This window comes from Caproicibacterium sp. BJN0003 (assembly GCF_026314295.1).
Taxonomy (GTDB): Bacteria; Bacillota; Clostridia; order Oscillospirales; family Acutalibacteraceae; genus Caproicibacterium.
In genome coordinates, this window is sequence record NZ_CP111108.1 from 1,426,240 (window position 1) to 1,445,960 (window position 19,721).

19 protein-coding genes and 1 tRNA gene are annotated in these 19,721 nt (G+C 41.2%); 7 read left to right on the forward strand and 13 right to left on the reverse strand.

Annotated features, from left to right (window positions below; translation table 11 throughout):
• Window positions 1–263: 263 nt before the first annotated feature.
• A complete protein-coding gene (locus OP489_RS07130; RefSeq protein WP_266161240.1) occupies window positions 264–806 on the reverse strand; it encodes a DUF3862 domain-containing protein in 543 nt (180 codons plus the stop codon).
• Between the two features lie 644 nt (window positions 807–1,450).
• Here OP489_RS07130 and OP489_RS07135 point away from each other — a divergent pair.
• The 5 genes from OP489_RS07135 to OP489_RS07155 all read left to right on the forward strand — a co-directional run bounded on the left by OP489_RS07135 (window position 1,451) and on the right by OP489_RS07155 (window position 7,359).
• A complete protein-coding gene (locus OP489_RS07135; RefSeq protein WP_266161242.1) occupies window positions 1,451–1,885 on the forward strand; it encodes a hypothetical protein in 435 nt (144 codons plus the stop codon).
• A 422-nt stretch (window positions 1,886–2,307) separates the two neighbouring features.
• Window positions 2,308–4,524: a glycosyltransferase family 39 protein gene (locus OP489_RS07140; protein ID WP_266161243.1), complete on the forward strand. Its 2,217-nt coding sequence runs from the start codon at window positions 2,308–2,310 to the stop codon at window positions 4,522–4,524.
• Between the two features lie 391 nt (window positions 4,525–4,915).
• Window positions 4,916–5,263, forward strand: coding sequence for a DsrE family protein (locus tag OP489_RS07145; RefSeq protein ID WP_266161244.1), 348 nt, complete (start codon window positions 4,916–4,918; stop codon window positions 5,261–5,263).
• A 74-nt stretch (window positions 5,264–5,337) separates the two neighbouring features.
• Window positions 5,338–6,216: an acyl-CoA thioester hydrolase/BAAT C-terminal domain-containing protein gene (locus OP489_RS07150; RefSeq protein WP_266161245.1), complete on the forward strand. Its 879-nt coding sequence runs from the start codon at window positions 5,338–5,340 to the stop codon at window positions 6,214–6,216.
• 636 nt (window positions 6,217–6,852) lie between these two features.
• Complete coding sequence (locus OP489_RS07155; protein ID WP_266163497.1) at window positions 6,853–7,359, forward strand: GNAT family N-acetyltransferase; 507 nt, start codon at window positions 6,853–6,855, stop codon at window positions 7,357–7,359.
• A gap of 297 nt (window positions 7,360–7,656) precedes the next feature.
• On the opposite strand, the gene OP489_RS07160 is transcribed toward OP489_RS07155, so the two are convergent.
• The 4 genes from OP489_RS07160 to OP489_RS07175 all read right to left on the reverse strand — a co-directional run bounded on the left by OP489_RS07160 (window position 7,657) and on the right by OP489_RS07175 (window position 10,779).
• Window positions 7,657–7,743: transfer RNA gene (locus OP489_RS07160), tRNA-Leu, on the reverse strand.
• 67 nt (window positions 7,744–7,810) lie between these two features.
• A complete protein-coding gene (locus OP489_RS07165) occupies window positions 7,811–9,667 on the reverse strand; it encodes a heavy metal translocating P-type ATPase (protein ID WP_266161246.1) in 1,857 nt (618 codons plus the stop codon).
• A gap of 64 nt (window positions 9,668–9,731) precedes the next feature.
• A complete protein-coding gene (locus tag OP489_RS07170; RefSeq protein ID WP_180340521.1) occupies window positions 9,732–10,094 on the reverse strand; it encodes a metalloregulator ArsR/SmtB family transcription factor in 363 nt (120 codons plus the stop codon).
• A gap of 145 nt (window positions 10,095–10,239) precedes the next feature.
• Complete coding sequence (locus tag OP489_RS07175; RefSeq protein ID WP_266161250.1) at window positions 10,240–10,779, reverse strand: nitroreductase family protein; 540 nt, start codon at window positions 10,777–10,779, stop codon at window positions 10,240–10,242.
• A 170-nt stretch (window positions 10,780–10,949) separates the two neighbouring features.
• On the opposite strand from OP489_RS07175, the gene OP489_RS07180 reads away from it, so the two are divergent.
• Window positions 10,950–11,444, forward strand: coding sequence for a gamma carbonic anhydrase family protein (locus OP489_RS07180; RefSeq protein WP_266161251.1), 495 nt, complete (start codon window positions 10,950–10,952; stop codon window positions 11,442–11,444).
• Between the two features lie 28 nt (window positions 11,445–11,472).
• Window positions 11,473–12,258 carry a putative hydro-lyase gene (locus OP489_RS07185; protein WP_180340518.1) on the forward strand — a complete coding sequence of 262 codons (786 nt, stop codon included), beginning with the start codon at window positions 11,473–11,475 and terminating at the stop codon, window positions 12,256–12,258.
• A gap of 79 nt (window positions 12,259–12,337) precedes the next feature.
• Here the strand turns inward: OP489_RS07185 and OP489_RS07190 are convergent, their stop codons facing one another.
• The 8 genes from OP489_RS07190 to OP489_RS07225 all read right to left on the reverse strand — a co-directional run bounded on the left by OP489_RS07190 (window position 12,338) and on the right by OP489_RS07225 (window position 19,670).
• On the reverse strand, window positions 12,338–13,300 hold the full coding sequence (locus OP489_RS07190; RefSeq protein ID WP_266161253.1) for a biotin-dependent carboxyltransferase family protein: 963 nt from the start codon (window positions 13,298–13,300) through the stop codon (window positions 12,338–12,340).
• Window positions 13,297–14,040: a 5-oxoprolinase subunit PxpB gene (pxpB, locus tag OP489_RS07195; protein WP_266161254.1), complete on the reverse strand. Its 744-nt coding sequence runs from the start codon at window positions 14,038–14,040 to the stop codon at window positions 13,297–13,299. Before pxpB ends, OP489_RS07190 begins: the two co-directional genes overlap by 4 nt.
• A 21-nt stretch (window positions 14,041–14,061) precedes the next feature.
• On the reverse strand, window positions 14,062–15,255 hold the full coding sequence (locus OP489_RS07200) for an NRAMP family divalent metal transporter (protein ID WP_266161255.1): 1,194 nt from the start codon (window positions 15,253–15,255) through the stop codon (window positions 14,062–14,064).
• Between the two features lie 30 nt (window positions 15,256–15,285).
• Entirely contained in the window at window positions 15,286–16,056 is a 771-nt protein-coding gene (locus tag OP489_RS07205; protein ID WP_266161257.1) for a LamB/YcsF family protein, read from the reverse strand.
• Between the two features lie 262 nt (window positions 16,057–16,318).
• Window positions 16,319–16,888 carry an ANTAR domain-containing response regulator gene (locus OP489_RS07210; protein WP_266161259.1) on the reverse strand — a complete coding sequence of 190 codons (570 nt, stop codon included), beginning with the start codon at window positions 16,886–16,888 and terminating at the stop codon, window positions 16,319–16,321.
• 43 nt (window positions 16,889–16,931) lie between these two features.
• Window positions 16,932–18,254 (reverse strand): glutamine synthetase family protein, encoded by a 1,323-nt coding sequence (locus OP489_RS07215; protein WP_266161261.1) that lies wholly within the window; start codon window positions 18,252–18,254, stop codon window positions 16,932–16,934.
• A gap of 178 nt (window positions 18,255–18,432) precedes the next feature.
• On the reverse strand, window positions 18,433–19,347 hold the full coding sequence (locus tag OP489_RS07220; protein WP_266161263.1) for a bacterial transcriptional activator domain-containing protein: 915 nt from the start codon (window positions 19,345–19,347) through the stop codon (window positions 18,433–18,435).
• A 2-nt stretch (window positions 19,348–19,349) separates the two neighbouring features.
• Window positions 19,350–19,670: a winged helix-turn-helix domain-containing protein gene (locus OP489_RS07225; RefSeq protein ID WP_266161264.1), complete on the reverse strand. Its 321-nt coding sequence runs from the start codon at window positions 19,668–19,670 to the stop codon at window positions 19,350–19,352.
• Window positions 19,671–19,721 lie beyond the last annotated feature (51 nt).

Here is a 19,721-nt window from a genome sequence, read left to right on the forward strand (position 1 = left end):
ATAAAAATAAAGCAAAGACTCCATATGCAGCTTTAAGCCTTAACTTATGAAATCCTTGCCGATATGAATGTTCTTGCGGCATTTATTTGATAAAATTAGTAATATCAAAATTTATAGGAAACTAAGAAAAGCAGTATTTATATCGGTTCTCCTAAAAATGGGCATAAAAACACCCGGCACTTAATTTTCGGCCGGGCGTTTGTATTGTTTCGTTTATGTCTAGTATCTCCGTCTGTTAGTACTACAGTACCGACAGGTGAATATTATTTCAGGCTAATTTGGGTTTTAGAAACGAGTTTATCGTCGCTAAACGTTAACGTTGCATTGCTGACTCCATCAGCTCCACGCCAAATATATCCGTATGATGTATTGCCAAGAAGTTGGGCTTCGGTATCCTTTTCTCCGTCTCCACCAAAAATTTGTTTAACCTGATCATATGACATCCCAGTATCGACCTGATCATATTTTGCAAGATCAATTGTTGGGTATTTGCTTTTATCATAAAGTCCAACTTCTGTCTTATCCGTAACTTTCCCGGATTGATATGTAATAACTGCAGATGACATCACGCCTGATCCAGTATAATTTACAGCTTCTGTTTTTACTCCGTTTATCTCATTACTTGCACCTTCTGTGCCTTTTCCTAAGATTGCTTCTACCTCATCTTTGCTAGCACCAAGTGCTACTTTTTCATAAAGCTCCGAAGTTATTTTCCCTTCAGTTTTCGAACTACTCGCCGCAGATGAAGTGGCTGAGGAAACAGATGCTTGTGTTTGAGTTGCCCCGTCTTTATTTTTTCCAGCCATATTAGTAGCTACTCCAATCACTACAAAGACAGCAATTACGATCAGAACCCATTTTCCAACTTTAGATTTCTTTTTCGGAGGCTTCTGAGAAGGCTCCGAAAACTAATTTGAATCATTACTCTCTTGTGTTACTGCTTCCTTTGTGTGTTTCATAAGAATCTCTCCTTTTAAATTATATGTTTACAATATATGGTGGAATTCAATACATTAATTATAATTATTGGATTGATTTGTTATTAATCTTATATTTTTGAAGTATAAAGTTTAAAAAACATTTTATGAAATTTTTCTGTTAATTCGTTCAAAATGCAAGAATCTTGATTACTACCAAATCTTACTTTGACAAATAAGATTTGGTATGGTATAATAATTTAGTTGGAAATATTCAACAAGCCTATCTTTTCATGCCAAACCGAAGGCTTTAATTTCGGCGTTGAAGGTCATTTATGAACTGTTCGAAATATCAATCAACAAAAGCAGGTATAGCAGTCGATAACCCGGGCGTAACACGGGACCAAATACTATTGGGCATTCACTTCGGTGGATGCCTTTTTTATACTCAAAACTCAATTCTTATTTTTAAATGACCATCCTTGAATTTTATCTATATAATGGTTATCATGTAGAAAAGGGTGAGGCTAAAAATGTCAGATTACTTTTCTTATTTTAATTTCATAATGAGTATTATTACTGGAGTAATTTCAGGACTTATTGCTACCGAAATCTATTATTTATTGGGTAGAAAAAATAGATTTATTGATGACAAGCAAACTTATGTACATTATGTTTTATTGGTAAAAGAAGCCCTTACAGAAGCTTATTTAGAAAAAAATATATCTGTACTCCAAATAATTCTTGAGGACCAACCAATACTTAAAAATATTTATAAAAGGAGTCTGAAAAGAAAGTTTGGTAAGCATGAAAATAATGACGCCAAAAGCATTCTATCAGATATAGAAGATTGCTTAAGCGAACTCCGCAACGATGTACTGGAAAATACTTTATTTAAGAAAAATGAAATTCAGTATCAAAGGGAATTAAGTGTACCTATGAAAAAATTATTAAGTTTAAAATATTGATTTTTTAGTTTTGAACGACTCTTTGGTCACCCTTTTTATACTTTAAAAGTGACAATCGCACTTTAGCGTACAGAGCACCCTGGTTGTTCATATCTCTATCCCAATATAATAAATCAATGCTTAAAACGATCCCCCAGCTATCTTTTTTAAGATAACTGAGGGACTTTTATTGTCAATGCACCTATTCATTGGGATTAATATAAGAGTACTCTCCAAAAACCAGAAATTTGGCTATTCTATCGCCTAATGTTCACCAAATCTCTATTTGAATTTCACTCAGTTCTCACATGAATTAGGTAACCTATTTTTATAAAAAGCAAAACCTTTTAACCACAAAACTCAGGATATACTCAGGCAATGATAAAACGACGGATCCGCCTTTTCAAAAAAAGTCCCTATATTAAACTTAGGAGTAAGGATAAATGATGACAAATAAAAAGTGCGATGTTCTATCCAAAGTTGCTCTTGCGTCGATCCTGCTGTTGGCTGGATTCCTATCGATATTCAACATCTGGAACGAAGGCTACAGCAATGAATTTTACGCAGCCAGCGTAAAAAGCATGCTGACAAGCTGGAAAAACTTCTTTTTTGTCTCGCTCGACCCAGGCGGATGGGTAACAGTAGATAAACCACCGGTCTCGTTGTGGGTGCAAGCGGCATTCGCAAAAGTATTCGGATTTTACGGTTGGAGCATTCTGCTGCCGGAATGTCTTGCCGCGGTGGCAACAGTTGCCATTATCTATCATATTGTCAAGCGGCATTTCGGCAACCTGACAGGACTCGTCTCTGCACTAGTTCTGGCTCTTTCGCCGATCTTTATTGTGGTCAGCAAAACGAACAATACAGATTCCGTCCTAATTTTCTTCATGACACTCGCAGCGTGGGCCATGATGGTTGCTGCCGATAAAGGGCAATTACGCTGGCTGCTTTTATCCGCAGTGTTTCTGGGGATTGCCTACAACGCTAAAACGCTGGAGGCGTTCCTGATTCTCCCTGCTCTCTATGCCGTCTATTTCTTTGCCTCAACTCGGAAATGGAAGACCCGTATTTGGCATCTTGCGGTGGCGACTCTCGTTCTCGTGGTGGTATCCCTTTCATGGTCGGTCATTGTGGATCTCACTCCAGCCAGTGAGCGGCCATATGTCGACAACAGCACCACAAATTCAGAGCTGGAACTAGCTTTAGGCTATAACGGGATTCAGCGCATCATTGGTCAATCCATGAACGGCGGACCACAAGAGAGCAGGTCGGACTTTACCGCCCAGTCTGGAAACACGGCAGATTTCGAAGCACCAAACCCTGATTCAGCCGATGTACCTAGTGCGGATGGTTCCAATCCTCCGCAGATGCCGGGGGATGATCAGACGGTCGGTAACTCGGGCGACACTACCACCAGTACCACTCAACAACCCACATCCGATGAAGGAGACGGAAGCTTCCGTGACGGCAGAGACGGCAGCAATATAGATGACGGTGACACCAAAGACAACATGTTAGACCACAGAGCCGACGGTAATATGGGTGGCAACACCGGAAACAACATGTTTAACGGTGGAGGCAGCGCAAGTGTCCTACGCATGTTCAACACTACCCTTGGTGGGCAAGACAGCTGGCTTCTCCCATTCGGTCTTTTCTCTGTTTTCGCACTTCTTTTAGGAATGCGAAAATCAACGGAAATAGATTCTGAAATACGAAGGAAACGGCGCGCCAATGTTTTGCTCTGGGGCGGCTCAGTAATCACAATGTTTACGTACTTCAGTATTGCGCAGTTTTTCCATCCATATTATATTTCCGTGATGGCACCGTTCTTGGCGGCTCTTGTAGGAATCGGGCTGACAGAGATGTGGAAGCTGTACAAAACGAAGGGCTTTGTTGGCTTTCTTCTTCCCCTGGCGTTGGCTGCCACGGGGGCTGTGCAAATTCTCATGCTCCAATCCTATCCATCCTATTCCGGAGTTTTAATCCCGATCGTTGCCATTGTTACGGGTATTCCAGCCTTACTTCTGCTTGTTTGGAAACTCCTGCACAGAAATACGACTGGGAAGCTGGCAACAGCCTGCGTCGTCCTCGGCATTACGGGACTACTGATTGCCCCCACTGTGTGGACAGGATACTCGGTCTTTTCTGGCAACATCAACTCTTCTATTCCCACCGCAGGTCCTTCAGTAGAGAAAAGCGGATCGTTCAGTCAGGCTGGCGGACAGCAATTTGGAGGGGGAAAATCCTGGGTTGATGGTTCTTCTAGTTCTGAAACAGCACTCATTGATTTCCTTGAAAAGAACAACACGGGTGAGAAATTTCTGGTTGCCGTGCCAAGTGCCTCCGAGGCGGAACCAATCATTCTTGCCACTGGAAAACCCGTTATGGCAATCGGCGGCTTCAGTGGGAACGACAACACTCTGACCGTAGCAAAGTTGCAGCAGATGGTGGAACAAGGAGAATTGAAATACTTCCTGGTTGGCGGAAAAGGCGGCATGGGCAATTCTTCCAATGAGGTAACCAAATGGGTGGAAGAAAACGGCACGGCAGTGGATTCAAGTGAATGGAGTGATTCTTCCAGTTCCAGTGCAGACAAAATAATGGGAAGATCCGATACATCTGGAACTCTTTATGATCTTTCTGCCTATAAGGATCAATGATCTCTGTTTGATGCTGATCACATCCTTGTGGCTATCTGACTGATTTATATTTTAGTCTCAATTTTAAAGGGCAAAGCTGACGATCAGACCCCGAATAACATCAGCGATTAAAAGCAATATATAAAACAATTCCCCAGTTGTCCTTATTAAGGAAAGCTGGGGAATTGTTGTTGTTAACACGTCTAATGATACATTACTATTATATTGAATATTTACAAACTTCAGCTCAAATCATTTCATTTTATAGAATTTGGGGGTATTATTAACGTAATAACGAAAGGAAACCAAACTATTTACATTAAAATCAGTCCAACATTCATGAATTTTCCAACTCCACTCGTCAAACGCTCGGAAACTTAGAATCTGAATTTCAGAAAGGATTTTATATAAGATGGACCATGTAATTTTTCATATTGATGAATTTCAAAAGTGGAAACTGCTTTTAAACAATGTTAAAAATCTACTGCTTTCATATGACAATGAATCTTCAAACATATCTGTGGAAGTGTTGGCTAATTCAGAGGCCGTCAAAGGATATATAGACATCAGCGACTCGGTCGATAAAAACTCGCTGGAAGTTTTATCTCAAAAAGGGGTTACATTTGCGGCATGCAACAACGCATTGCTCGCGATGGATCTTTCTAAAGAAGAGATTTTCTCTTTCGTAAAAATCGTTCCAGTCGGAGTTAGGGAACTCATTAACAAACAACAAGAAGGGTATGCATATATAAAGCCTTGAGGAAATCATTACAAGGCCAAATTGTTTATATAATTAAAAGGATGAATCTGTGAGAATCTAGAAAGAGTGGTCGTATGAAAGAATACGAAGTGCATGAGAAAATCTGGGATGGAGTCATGTATCCAGTTTCCAAAGAAAAAAATAAAGTTGTAATCGTCATGTCTGGCAGCGAAGGCGGACTGAATCATACAGAAAAGCTCGCACATTTTCTGCAAGATCACAATATTCCGGCGCTAGCACTTGGCTTATTCAAAACGAAGAACTCCCAACGGAATCTTGACAGAATTCCGCTTGAAAGAATTTATGACGCTATCATTTGGCTTCAGAGAAACAACTATAAAAACATTGCAGTTGAGGGGGTCTCAAAAGGTGCGGAATATGCACTGGCAGCTGCTATTGCATATCCGGAACTGTCTTGCGTGATCGTTAAAACGCCGTCTTGGTTTTACAGTGAAGGAATCATTTCGAATAGACCTTCCGGCACATCCTGTTGGAGTTATCTAGGAAAAGAACTCCCATTTACTCCATATAAAAAGAGAAAGTTCGGCATGGGAAAAACACTGTGGAAAACCAAAGAGTTTAATCTTCTCGAAGTGAATACCGGCAAAGCTGTTGTTCCGGAATCAATCATTCCGGTTGAGAAAATCAAAGCACCGATTTTGATGTTTTCGACTTCTGTTGATACGATCTGGCCATCTAAAGAAAGCTGCGAAAAGTTGGAAGACAGATTGAATAAAAAGAACTTTTCATATCCACACCGGCACGTTTGTTTTGATCACATGAGCCACATGATGATGGAATATTGTGATCCTCAAATAAGATGGTTTATGAAGTCCGAAAGACAATTTCCTGAGGAATGTGCGAAGGAACGAAAAAAAATGGGAAATATCTGCGTGGATTGGATCAAAAACATTTGGAACCCGGCAGATAAAAAAAGAACAGCCAATCAATAAATTCGAGAGCAGTTTTGCTTAATGACTGCACAAGAAACACAATGTGCCGTCTTCCCTTTCCATTTGCACTGTACATTATGTTTTCTAAATTTAGTATGGAGATAGATATTATGGATATAAAAATGAGCAAAAAAAGGCCATGGCATTTTTGGCTGACTGCATTGTTTCTTCTGTTTATGTATTCGATGGGGATATACGATCTATTTATGATGCTAAGCCATAATGAGGGCTATTACATATCTCATGGATATGGGGATCAAGTGATCAAATATTTTACAAATTACCCTATCCACTTTTTGGCCTTATGGATAACGAATTTAATATGTGGGTTCCTAGCACCCATATTGCTGATCTTTAGAAATAAGGCCGCAAAATCTTTTGCATTGGTCTCAGCTGTCGCTGACTTGTTGCTGATAACCTTTACTTCTATATTTAGAAACAGATTTTATGTATTGGGCAAAGGGGTGGCATCCTTTGATATCTTTATATTACTGATTACCTTTGGTCTGTATTTTTACTGCAAATACACCGACCATCATTATCGAATGGAGAAATAATATTACGAACTTCGCATGATATATTCTCCACATTAAAAGTTAAGTGAAATAATTTATGTTATTGAAAGAAGAAGCAGATATGGAATGCAAAATAAGGCATTGGAAAGCGGGAGATGCCCCCCAACTAGCAAAAGCACTAAATAATAGGAACATACAAAATAATCTTCGAGACGGATTGCCCTACCCTTATACTGAAAACGATGCGAAAGATTTTATAAAAGCAATGTTAGATGCCGACAAAGACAAAACTTTTGCATTTGCTATTACTCTCAATGATACAGTTGTTGGGAGTATTGGTGTATTCCGCAAAGATAACATTCATTTTCGCACGGCTGAAATGGGATATTACATAGCCGAACCTCTTTGGGGCAAAGGCTTAGGTACCAGTGCAATCACGCAAATATGCCACTATATCTTTGACCACACGAATATTATTCGCATTTTTGCTGAACCATTTGCCTATAATACCGCATCATGCCGAATCTTAGAAAAAAACGGATTCAAATATGAGGGAACACTTAGAAGTAACGCGGAGAAAAGCGGAAATATTTTAGATATGAAAATGTATTCCCTTATTAAGGAATAATAAAGCCTATAAGCAAATGAAGTCACTCAGAATCTTCCTAGTCTTCGCATTGTGCTTAATACTTATCTTCAACTAAAAAGAAGCATCACCTACCGTCCGGCAAAAGGATAGTGGATGATGCTTTTTGATGTGTGAAATTCTTTCACATTTGTTATTCAAAATAATGTTCATCGACTAAAAATCCGTGTTGCATTTTTGCCCTTTTTCGGAAGAATTTAGTCTCAATAATAAGATATATAAACATAAAGAAAACCCGCATGAATACTGACTTTTCAGCAAACATACGGGTTTTCGGCTTGGTGCCGGTGGTGGGAGTCGAACCCACACGGTATCGCTACCACGGGATTTTGAGTCCCGCACGTCTGCCAATTCCATCACACCGGCACAAAAGGCACTTTGATATTATATCGTGAATGCCTTTAAATTTCAAGCCCTATTCGTAATATTTTTACTATTTTTCTCTTTTTCCTGCAGAAAGCGCTCTTGAAGCATTCAAAATAGCCAAAATTGAAACTCCAACATCCGCAAAAACCGCAGCCTGCATATTTGCAAGCCCCAAAGCACTCAAAATCAATACTGCTATTTTTACGCCAATCGCAAAAATAATATTCTGCCGAACAATCTGCAGCGTTTTTCTTGAAATTGAAATTGCTGTTGCAATCTTAGAGGGCTGATCATCCATTAAAACAATATCTGCTGCCTCAATCGCAGCATCACTGCCCAAAGCTCCCATCGCAATTCCAATATCCGCTCTCGCAAGCACCGGCGCGTCATTCATTCCATCCCCAACAAATACTAATTGGCCCTTTGGAGATTTCTCTTTTAAAAGTCTCTCGACCTGCTCTACTTTATCTGCCGGCAGCAACTCGGTATGATATTCGTCGAGCCCTAACTCTTTTGCAACAGCTGCCCCGACCGCTTCGGAATCTCCAGTCAGCATGACCGTTCTGCGAATGCCACTTTTTTTCAACTCCGAAATTGCCTTGGCAGAATCCGGCTTAATTTGATCTGAAATAATAATATGCCCTGCATAAATACCATCTACTGCTACATGCACAACGGTTCCTGTCAAATGACAGGCATGCCATGGAATGTTCTCTTTTTCCATCAACTTGCTGTTTCCAGCATAAACAGTCCTGCCATCTACTTTTGCACAGACGCCATGCCCAGGGATTTCTTCTACATCCGTTACCCGACTGCTGTCCAAAGTATTGGTATATGCATTTTTTAAAGACAGAGAAATCGGATGATCTGAATAGCTCTCTGCTAAAGCAGCTATTTCCAAAAGCTGCTTTTCACTGATTTTATCTGGATGAACAGCCGTTACCTGAAAGGTCCCTTCGGTCAAAGTCCCGGTCTTATCAAAAACAACTGTTTCTGCTTTAGAAAGAGCCTCCAGATAATTTCCGCCTTTAACCAAAATTCCACATTTGGAAGCTCCTCCAATCCCTCCAAAAAAGCTCAAGGGAATCGAAATCACCAACGCACAAGGACAAGAAACCACCAAAAAAGTTAATGCACGTTCCAGCCAGACAAGCCACTGCCCACCCGTAATTAGCGGAGGCAAAAGGAAAAGTGCCAATGCCGAAAAGACGACTGCCGGTGTATAGTAATGAGAAAATTTCGTAATAAAATTCTCGGCAGGGGCTTTTTTACTGCTAGAATTTTCGACAAGATCGAGGATCTTTGTCACGGTAGATTCCGAAAACACTTTTGTAACCTGCACCCGCAGAAGGCCACTCTGATTAATGCACCCACTAATAATCGCATCCCCGACTTTAACAGTTCTTGGAACTGATTCTCCGGTAAGCGCCTTCGTATCAAGCGATGAATCTCCTTCTAAAACAATCCCATCCAGAGGAACCCTCTCACCAGCTTTAATTAAAATCACATCACCGACGGCCACTTCTTCCGGACTAACAGAAGTAACGGCTCCGTCCTTTTCCAGATTTGCCGAATCAGGTCGGATATCCATAAGAGATGAAATCGAACGACGGGATCGATCCACTGCAAAATCTTCAAAAAATTCGCCGACCTGAAAGAAAAGCATAACCTCTACGGCTTCATCATATTTTCCGATTCCTAATGCACCAATGGTCGCAAGTGCCATTAAGAAATTTTCATCAAACACTTTTCCGTGAATTAAATTTTTGATTGCTTCCCATAAAATATCCCACCCAATGACAACATAAGAAATCAAACAAAAAATAAATTTTCCACCTTCATCTAATGGCAGAAAAAAAGAGGCTGCAAATAAAATACCGCTAACGATAATTCTGACTAATTGTTTCTTTTGTTCTCTCTCCATAAAATCATCCGCTTTCGTTAGATTTTGAATTTGGATTTTTAAGTATTAATCGCTTAGAAACTTTTTATTCGGATACATGTTCCATGCCCTGATCAAGGATCGTGCGGACATGTGAATCTGCCAGAGCATAAAATACAGTTTTCCCCTCTCTGCGGGAAGAAACCAACTTACTTTGCTTCAATGCACGAAGCTGATGAGAAATCGCAGACTGAGTCATCTGGAGAAGTTGTGCAATATCACAAACACACATCTCCGACTCAAACAGCACATACAAGATTTTGATACGCGTGGAATCCCCAAATATTTTAAATAATTCCGAAAGATCATAAAGGGTATCCTCATCCGGCATTACCCGATTCACTCTGTCAACAATATCCTGATGTACATGAATAAATTCGCAGCATTCTGCTTCTTGATTCTTCTTCAAGCTTTCACATTCTTTCATATGAGATAATGTTCATATATTCATTATATGCAGACTTTTTAAAAAGTCAACAAAAACGAGAAAAAAATCCCATGCTAAAATCAGCATGGGATTTTCTAAAAAGGATAACAACCTCAACCTATTCTTATCATTCAACAAACCGGGCGATTTCTTCCATTGGTTTTCGAATTTTGCGCGGCATTTTTTGTTCATTGGGATAACCAAGTGCTACCATCATACGCAGCTTCTGCCCTTTTGGAATATCGAGCAGCTCTTTTACCTTATCTTCATCAAAGACACCGATAATGCAGCTGCCCAATCCCTGACTAGCAGCCTCCAGCGTTAAATATGCGGTAGAGAGCCCCAAATCTCCGTGCGCATAAACATGGTTTCCAAACATCTCTTGAATCTTGGGGAGCAGGCGCGGCTCCTCCTCTTCACACACGGTAATCAATACCGGAGCATGTTCTGTAAAGTGATTGACTCCGCAAAGTTGGGTCAACTTTGAAAGTTTCTGCAGCATTTCAGGATTCGTAACAACCACAAATCTCCATGGCTGACTATTGCAGCCCGAAGGTGCCATTCTGGCAGCTTCCAGGCATTTTAAGATTTTCTCTTTTTCTACCGTCTTTTCTTCATAGGTCCTGCAGCTATGACGCTCAGAAGCCAACTGATAAAAATCCGTCATATTTACCTCCTAAATAATATTTGAGTTTATTATAGCATAAGAGAATTTATCTGTGCTACCATTTTGAGAATTAATATTTCGTCCCTCAAATGTTTTCGCGTTTTGGATTGTTTCTTATTCTCGAGCATGATAAAATAGATCTGAAAAATAGAAAAGAGGATAAAAATAAAATGTCCGAGTTTTTTTATATTGCACCCGGCGCACATATAATCGGAGACGTTACGCTTGGTAAAAACACCTCCGTTTGGTATAGTTCTGTTTTACGCGGAGATAAATCCTACATTCGAATCGGTGAAAATGTGAATATTCAGGATGCAAGTGTTCTTCATGTTGATGCAGATTACCCCATTCATCTTGCCAACGGCGTCAGCATTGGTCACGGTGCTATGCTGCACGGGTGTTCGGTCGGAGAGAATAGTCTTATTGGGATCGGTGCCATCCTCCTCAACGGCGCCAAAATTGGGCGTGATTCGATCGTCGCCGCCGGAGCGCTTGTTACGATGCATAAGACTTTTCCGGACGGCATGCTGATTTTAGGGTCTCCTGCCCGTGCTGTCCGTCCATTGACTCCGGAAGAAATCGAATCCAACCGCAAAAATGCCAAAGTCTATCTGGAGCTTTCTAAAAAAGAGCTTTCTCCTGTTGCATGCTCGCCGTCAAAGTAAGATGGCTGATTATAAAGGAGGATTTTTCATGGACTTTTATCATCAGGATCCAAAAACGGTTCGCCAAATGATTCGCGAAGGAAAGATTACTTCTCCCACTTCCGGCATGTGTGCCGGGTATGCTCAAGGGAATCTTGTTGTTCTCCCCAAAGAATATGCTTACGATTTTTTGCTTTTTACACAGCGAAATCCAAAGCCTTGCCCTGTGCTGGAAGTCAGTGACGTCGGTTCCAGAGAGTTTCCGCTGACTGCAAAAGGCAGCGATATCGCTCGGGATATTCCCCGCTACCGCATTTATGAACATGGAGAACTAAAAGGCGAATATACTGATGTCTCTAAGTTTTGGCGAGAGGATCTTGTAAGCTTTCTTCTGGGCTGCAGCTTCAGTTTTGAAGCGCCAATGATCGAAGAAGGGATTGAAGTCCGCCATATCACACTTGGCTGCAATGTACCCATGTTCATTACGAACATTCAATGCAAACCAGCCGGTATTTTCCACGGCCCGATGGTTGTCAGCATGCGGCCGATTCCATACGAAAAAGTAGTTAAAGCTGTTACGGTAACAGAGCGCTTGCCACAGGTACATGGAACCCCAATCCATATTGGCGATCCTGCTCATATCGGAATCAAAGATCTGCAAAAGCCGGATTTTGGAGACCCTGTCCCGATTCATGAGGGAGAAGTTCCTGTTTTCTGGGCCTGCGGCGTTACTCCACAGGCAGTTGCTATGCAGGTAAAGCCCAGTTTTCTAATTACGCACTCCCCTGGCCATATGTTTATTACCGATGTGAAAAACTCTCAGCTGGGCGGCTAATCAGCTTTTTTGAAATAAAACAAATCCCTGTGCAGTTCATTTTAAAACTACACAGGGATATTTTTATACGTTAAAAAAATTAACCTGGAAGATTCAGCATACAGATTTTAAAAATTTTGATCTTATCCGCATATTCTTTAAGCACCTGCTGTGCTTCTTCAACCGTTACTTTTTGGAACCGAATAAAACTTCCCGGCCGCATCTGTCCAACCAAAGGAAGATCTGCCGTAATCACCGTAGCAATTTTAGTATAGCCGCCGGTAGTCTGACGGTCTGCCATTAAAATAATCGGCTTGCCGTTTCCGGGAACCTGAACTGCACCGATCACAATTCCATCGGAAATGATATCTCCGCCTTTTTTGTGCTCAATTACAGCGCCCTCCAATCGATAACCCATCCGATCAGAGTCACTGGTAACCTGATAAGGCGTTCCAAAGAAAGTATTAATCCCCGCTTTTGTAAAGCAGTCGTCCTGCGGTCCAAGAACCGCACGCAACGTTACTTCAGGATAGTAGGAAGGAATCATGCGCGGAGAAGCCTCTTTCAAAACTATTTTTGAAAGGGCTTCCTCTGACGCGCTAAGCTGCAGTTCATCCCCGGTTTTAAGATTGCGCCCTTCAAAGCCGCCGACTTTTGCCTTCATGTAAGTCGACTTGCTTCCCATAACCTCCGGAACATCAATCCCGCCTGCAAATGCAATATAAAGTCTCGTGCCGGAAGTCGTCATGCCAAACGAAACCGTATCGCCAGCCTTTATGCGAATCGCTCTCCACATAAAAGAGGGCTGTCCGTTCACTTTAACTTGTGCAGTTCCTCCGGTTACCGCAAAAACTGCATCTCCGGTAAACTCCATTGTCGGCCCCAAAAGGGTGCATTCTAAAACCCCTTCGGTCTCCGAATTTCCTACTAAAAGATTCGCCGCACGAAACGAATAATCATCCATCACGCCGGAAACAGACATTCCCGACTGCTGATATTCAATTCGGCCCTCATCCTGAATCGTTGTTAAAGGCCCCGCCATTTTAATTTTCACACTGCTCATTTTACGGTGCCTCCTTCCTTCGGAAAATAGCGATACTCATAGGTGCCGTTCTTCACAGCTTCTTCAATCGACTGATATTCTTTTTGATCAATTGGGACAAACCGAATATAATCACCCGCATGATGCAAAATTGGTGGTTGGCGTTGTGGGTCATAGAGCAAAATCGGCGTCTTTCCGATCAGCTGCCAGCCCCCAGGACTATCGATCGAATAAATTCCGGTCTGAGAACCCGCAATGCCAACGGAGCCCCCTGGAATCTTTGTCCGCGGCGTTTTAAGACGAGGAGTCGCGATTTTTTGGTCCATCCCTCCAAGATAAGAAAATCCGGGAGTAAAACCTAACATATAGACCAGATAATCTCTTCCGGAATGAATTTTTATGACCTCTTCTTCTGTAAGACCGCTATGTTCACATACAAATCCAAGATCCGGTCCAAGTTCTCCGCCATAAAGCGTTGGTATTTCCAAAATATTCGGACTTGGAAGATCCATATTCTGAAGATTTTCTTCCAATCCTTGTAAGGTTCCTAAGATCTCCTCATAAGAGCACTGCAGCGGATCATACTGCACCAACAGAGACCGATAAGTCGGATTCATTGCCTTAATAAACGGGAACTTCTTTTGCTCGATTGCCAAATACATTCCGCGTACTTTCGCACTGATTTCTTCAGAAATTTCATTTCCGAATTCGACGACAATACTGGAATCCCCTGCAATCAAATAACGCGCTTTTTCATTCATGATTTTTTATTTTCTCCTCTCCTATGCAAAGAGCTTACCCAGAGAAGTTATTCCCAGATAAGCGGAAAGAATCACAACAACAATACCAAGAACCAAAAGGACTTTCGGATGATGATAGCTTTCTCCCATAATTTCCGGTTTCTGCGAAGCGACCAGACAAATTCCCAAAGTCAACGGAAGGATCAATCCATTGAGTGCACCTGCCAAAACCAGAAGTTGTGCTGGCTGGCCAATCACCTCCATTACAAGAGTGGAGAGTACAATAAATCCGACTATAAACCATTTCTCGTGTTTTGCAACTGTTTTGCTCAGTGTTTTCAGAAAAGAAACGGAAGTATAGGCTGCACCCACAACAGCAGTAATTGACGCAGAAATCAGAACCAGTCCAAAGAAGCGATAACCAAGTTCCCCGGCGCCCTGCTTAAATGCATCTGCAGCAGGATTAGAAGGATCCAATGAAACCCCTTTTACTACTACGCCAAAAATTGCTAGGAACAGAAGAATACGAACAAGCGTTGCAACGCAGATTCCCATAACGGAACTCTGTTTTATCTGCCCAAGATGTTCTTGTTTGGTGATTCCGGCATCAATCAAACGATGCGCGCCGGAAAACGTAATATATCCGCCGACGGTGCCGCCCAGAAGGGTCAGAATCGCAGGGAATAATGTAGTATAACCAACAGAAGGAACAAAGGTTTCTTTTACGGCCGTTCCCACCGGAGGCTGGACAATAAAGATAACGATCAGGATAATAGCAATCATTATGCCGCCCAGGACTTTGGTAAGCATATCCATGGCTTTTCCAGCATTTTTAAACAGAAAAATTAGAACGCCGAGAGCACAGGTAATGATATAGCCCCATTTTAAATCAACACCCAAAAGGGCATTAAAGCCCAGTGCACCGCCCCCGACATTTCCAATATTAAAGACCAGCCCACCAAGAACAATTAGTGCGGCAATGACATAGCCCATGCCTGGCAGCACTTTATTGGCAACATCCTGTCCACGCAAACCGGAAACACACAAAACTCTCCAGACATTAAGTTGTACAATAACTGCAAGAATCATCGAAATCAAAATGACAAAGCCAAATCCACCATGATAATCATTGACAAATTTTGCTGTCTGCGTTAAAAATCCAGGTCCGCTTGAAGAAATTGCCATAATAAAAGCTGCACCTAAAAGCACTCCCAAATTTGATTTCTTTTTCTCCATCTGGGTCCCCCCTTTCTTATTCCTGAAAATTCAGCGAAGACCTTCGGCTAAATTACAGAGTTTGATTCCCTCTTTTTGCAGGCTTTTACGAATATTTTTCACGAATTCCACCGCTTCCGGTGTATCTCCATGAACACAAATCGACTGTGGACAAAGCTGCACAGTTTCCCCTGTAATCGCGATCACCTGATGCTCCTTGACCATTCCAATAATTCTCTTGATACACTCGTCTACATCATGAATCACTGCTCCCGGAGTTCCGCGTGGAACAAGGCTGCCATCCGCCTGATAAGCACGGTCTGCAAAGACTTCACTTGCTGCACGCAACCCAATATCAGAAGCTGCACGAATCATCTGACTGCCGGAAAGAGCCATCAGAATCAATTTAGGATCAACTTCATAAATTCCCTCGGCAATTCCACGCGCAAGGTTATAATCTTTTCCTGCCATATTATAAAGAGCGCCGTGTGGCTTTACATGCTGCAAATTGACTCCGCTTGCATCACAAAATGCGCGCAGTGCACCAAGTTGATATTTCACATAAGCTTTTGCCTCAGCAGGAGTAACTGTCATTTTGCGGCGTCCAAATCCCATTAAATCCGGAAAACCTGGATGTGCGCCTACCGCTACCTGATTTTTTTTGCACAATTTTACTGTTTCGTCCATTACGCAGGGGTCTCCCGCATGAAAACCACAACCAACGTTTGCGGAAGTAATAAATGGAATGATCTCTTGATCTCTCCCGATTTTGTAAGCGCCAAAGCTTTCCCCTAAATCACAATTCAAATCGATCCAACTCATATACAACACTCCTTTAAAAAATAAAGTATAATAGGGCCCAACACTTTTTATATTACCATAACAACTTATAAAAAATCAAATAATAACTGTCGATTCTTATGTAGAACTTACAATCTGTTTTTTAGCTAAAATTGATATTTCCTTGTCATTTACTTCTGATTTAGCAATTTGGTGCTTTCCTCAAGTATAAACAAGACAAAATTTATACCGAACAAAAAGGCTCTGGAATATTACTTTTCCAGAGCCTTTTTATAAAAATATTTCATCCTTCGTAAGTTCTCAGGATATCTTCTGCAATGTCTAAGACAGAAAGCCGCTGATCCATCGCCTGTTTTTCAATAAAGTGATGGGCCTCCTGTTCCGTCAAATGACGATACTGTACCAAAGCACATTTTGCTCTGCCAACTTCTCTCAGCTCACTGACTTTTTTCTGCAGACGACTGTTCTCTTTTTGCAAAATTGCAAGGCGCTTATTGGCAATCAAAGACAGACGCAAAGACTGATAAAAGATTGTTCTGTTAATTGGCTTCGAAACAACGATAACGCCTTCATCTTCCACACGAAGCGATACAGAATCTGCCAGCTCACTTTTAACGACCATCAAAACACCAGCAGAAGTCGTGTTACTCAAATCGATCGCCAATTCGTGCCCGAATTCATCTCTTAAAGGGGCATTGATTACAACTAAATCATATGGCATTTCCAAGAGGATTCTACGGGCTTCTCCGCCGGAAGCTGCAATTCCAATACGGTTAAATTCATGTGCATTCAAAAAATCCGAGAAATATTTTTGTCCTTTACTCGTACTGGACACAATCAATACGCTATCCACCCTTCATCCCCTTTTCCTTTGATTTTTTATTAAAAAATCTTTTTTACATGCGCAAAAAATAAGTTTCCATCTCGTATTTTCTAGTATCACCACAGGTTAGATATTTTTCCCATTCCTTACGTTTTTCTGTAAGATAACAGTTCAAAAGGGGACTCGGAACATAGCGATGAACAAATTCGCTCTTTTCTGCAAGATCCAATGCTTCTTCCAGACTTTCCGGAAGCATCTCTAAATGCTGCAATTCTTTCTGAGAGGCGGTAAAGAGGTTTCGATTCTCCGGCTCACAGAGAGGCAGCTTCTCTCGAATTCCTTCCATGCCGGCATAAAGGAGCAGCGCAAAGCTTAGATAAGGGCTGCAGCCCGGATCTGGACTTCTCAGTTCCATACGAGCATAAGAGCCCCAAGAAGCTGGAATTCGTACCAGCTGCGAACGATTCTGATGAGACCAGCTCACATATTTTGGCGCTTCAAAATTTCCAAACCTTGCATAAGAATTTGGAACCGGATTCAAAAAGCAGGTAATCTCGCGAATTCGGCGCAGAATGCCCGCCAAAAAGCTCTCTGCAATGGGGTTATGCTCACCAGGGTCGAGTTTAAAAAGGTTTTCTCCATCGCAGTAAAGAGAAAGATTGATATGAAGCCCACTCCCGCTTTCATTCTCCAGCGGTTTTGGCATAAAGGTTGCATAGAGCCCTCCTGCAGCAGCAATCGATTTAACAGCCGCTTTAAAAGCAACCAAGCGGTCGGCAGCTGTTAAAATATCACTATATTTAAAATCAATCTCATTTTGCCCTGGTCCAAGCTCATGGCGGCTGCTTTCGGGGCGCATTCCCATCTCTTCAAGACTGAGACAAATTTGCCGTCTGACATTCTCCCCTTTATCATTTGGTGCTACATCACAATAGGTTCCATGATCCTGAGGAATCAAAGTCGGATTTCCATCTTCATTTGTCTGAAAAAGATAAAATTCGCATTCAGTTCCCGCTTTGCAGACCAATCCAAATTCATCGAGGATCTGGGCACGGGCGCTCCGCAGTAAGGTTCTGCAGTCTCCTACAAAAGGAGAACCATCTGGCGTACGAATATCACAGAAAAGGCGCACGACCTGCCCCTCAGAGGGGCGCCATGGCATAGGGGTCAACGTATTGGCATCCGGAACCAAAAACAGATCGGATTCGTTGGCATTCAGAAATCCACGAACCATACTGGCATCAAATGAAATTCCTAAATCAAACGCGCGAATCAATTCCGAAGGCATTACAGAAACATTTCTTTGGTTGCCAAAAATATCACAGAACGAAATCCGAATAAATTTCACGTCATTCTCTTCTACATATTGCAACACTTCATCACGGGTATAGTTCATAAGAGCTTCCTCCTAAACCATTTTGATACTTCTCTGCAACAGAATATTTTTATTATACGGGAAAACAAACGAAATTTGAATGCAAATAAAGAAAAAAGATTCGTTTTAAAATGATTTTTTGCAGAGTTTTTATAATTTTTGCTTTATTTAAATCAATAATCAATCCCTAATGGTTACTCTATATTCTATTAATTTCACTTTGATTCATAACAACAGAAGACGGAAGTCCTGTAATAACCTCCAAATAAACCGGCAGTGGCGGATGATGTTTTAAGAATGCCTGCCGAAGACGTTTTTCAACTTGCTTACTGTCTTTTGACTTTTTTACCGGCAACATCAATACAAACTGATTCCGACTATAGCGACTGAACACATCTCCTTTTCGCATAGTTGTCTCAATGACTTTCTTTAGCATCGCCATCGTTTTATTGAATTGATCTTTAGAAAAATCCGTACCATTTTCCAATGACAAAGTAAGCAGCATTAAAATAACACAGTTATTTTCCCGATCAGCGCTTCTCACAATCATATGAAAAATATGTTTAAAGACTTCATAGGAACAAAAATAAGCGCCATTAATTGGCCGTTCATTGCGAATTGTTTCTTCCAAATCCTGTTCAATCTGATAGATATCCTTAATCGTATGATAAGTGCTGTTGGAAGCCCATTGATAAATATTTCGCACAATCTGAGGCATCTGTTCTCCCATCTCATCAAAATAGGTCTGAGAAACAACTGGATAATAATTTAAAATTTCCTGTTTCATATCTAACTGCTGCATGGTTCTAAATAAAAGAATATACAGCTTTTCATTAAAAGGGTCTGTTAAAAGTGCCCGATTACAAATAGAAAGCAATTCATTCCAATAGTCCCGACTTCCTTTTGAAAAAAGCAAATCACTAATTATTTCAATGGCATCCATATATAAACGGCGGTAATAAATCGACTGCTGAATTACCCACTGATGTTCAGATAATCCCGGCAAAAAGTCGCCGGTATATAACTGAATTGCTCTACGGCAAAGCTGCAATTTTTCCTCTTCAAAAAGATCGTTATACTTTACTTTTAATACAATATCTTCAAAATCCCACAAATCTACTTGAACCGGAATTTCCGGATTCCAAACATACTGTTTCCCCTCTGTAAAAATAAAATTCGTCTCAGGGTCTGCTTTTTTAATAGTTTGCGCAACAAATAAACAGCCGATTTTAATGCTCCGGCAGGATTATCCGCTTTACTGTCTTCATTCCATAGGCGGTTCATTAATTCTTCATTAGAAATTCTCAGATCGCGCTTTTGAAAAAGCAAAATCAACACCTCAAAAGGTTTATTAAGGCGCGTACCTGCTTCTACAATCCAATGGTTTTTCCAGCAAACGCTAAATTCACCAAACATCGTAACCTTAAATGGTTCCACTCTGCTCCCACCTTTCCATCCTGAAAATAGATTTGGTTACTTTTGGAATAT

Excerpts from the sequence above, each read along its gene's own strand:
- OP489_RS07130 (WP_266161240.1), bottom strand. The coding sequence starts at position 806 with ATGGCTGGAAAAAATAAAGACGGGGCAACTCAAACACAAGCATCTGTT.
- OP489_RS07135 (WP_266161242.1), top strand. The coding sequence starts at position 1,451 with ATGTCAGATTACTTTTCTTATTTTAATTTCATAATGAGTATTATTACT.
- OP489_RS07140 (WP_266161243.1), top strand. The coding sequence starts at position 2,308 with ATGATGACAAATAAAAAGTGCGATGTTCTATCCAAAGTTGCTCTTGCG.
- OP489_RS07145 (WP_266161244.1), top strand. The coding sequence starts at position 4,916 with ATGGACCATGTAATTTTTCATATTGATGAATTTCAAAAGTGGAAACTG.
- OP489_RS07150 (WP_266161245.1), top strand. The coding sequence starts at position 5,338 with ATGAAAGAATACGAAGTGCATGAGAAAATCTGGGATGGAGTCATGTAT.
- OP489_RS07155 (WP_266163497.1), top strand. The coding sequence starts at position 6,853 with ATGGAATGCAAAATAAGGCATTGGAAAGCGGGAGATGCCCCCCAACTA.
- OP489_RS07165 (WP_266161246.1), bottom strand. The coding sequence starts at position 9,667 with ATGGAGAGAGAACAAAAGAAACAATTAGTCAGAATTATCGTTAGCGGT.
- OP489_RS07175 (WP_266161250.1), bottom strand. The coding sequence starts at position 10,779 with ATGACGGATTTTTATCAGTTGGCTTCTGAGCGTCATAGCTGCAGGACC.
- OP489_RS07180 (WP_266161251.1), top strand. The coding sequence starts at position 10,950 with ATGTCCGAGTTTTTTTATATTGCACCCGGCGCACATATAATCGGAGAC.
- OP489_RS07185 (WP_180340518.1), top strand. The coding sequence starts at position 11,473 with ATGGACTTTTATCATCAGGATCCAAAAACGGTTCGCCAAATGATTCGC.
- OP489_RS07190 (WP_266161253.1), bottom strand. The coding sequence starts at position 13,300 with ATGAGCAGTGTGAAAATTAAAATGGCGGGGCCTTTAACAACGATTCAG.
- pxpB (WP_266161254.1), bottom strand. The coding sequence starts at position 14,040 with ATGAATGAAAAAGCGCGTTATTTGATTGCAGGGGATTCCAGTATTGTC.
- OP489_RS07200 (WP_266161255.1), bottom strand. The coding sequence starts at position 15,255 with ATGGAGAAAAAGAAATCAAATTTGGGAGTGCTTTTAGGTGCAGCTTTT.
- OP489_RS07205 (WP_266161257.1), bottom strand. The coding sequence starts at position 16,056 with ATGAGTTGGATCGATTTGAATTGTGATTTAGGGGAAAGCTTTGGCGCT.
- OP489_RS07215 (WP_266161261.1), bottom strand. The coding sequence starts at position 18,254 with ATGAACTATACCCGTGATGAAGTGTTGCAATATGTAGAAGAGAATGAC.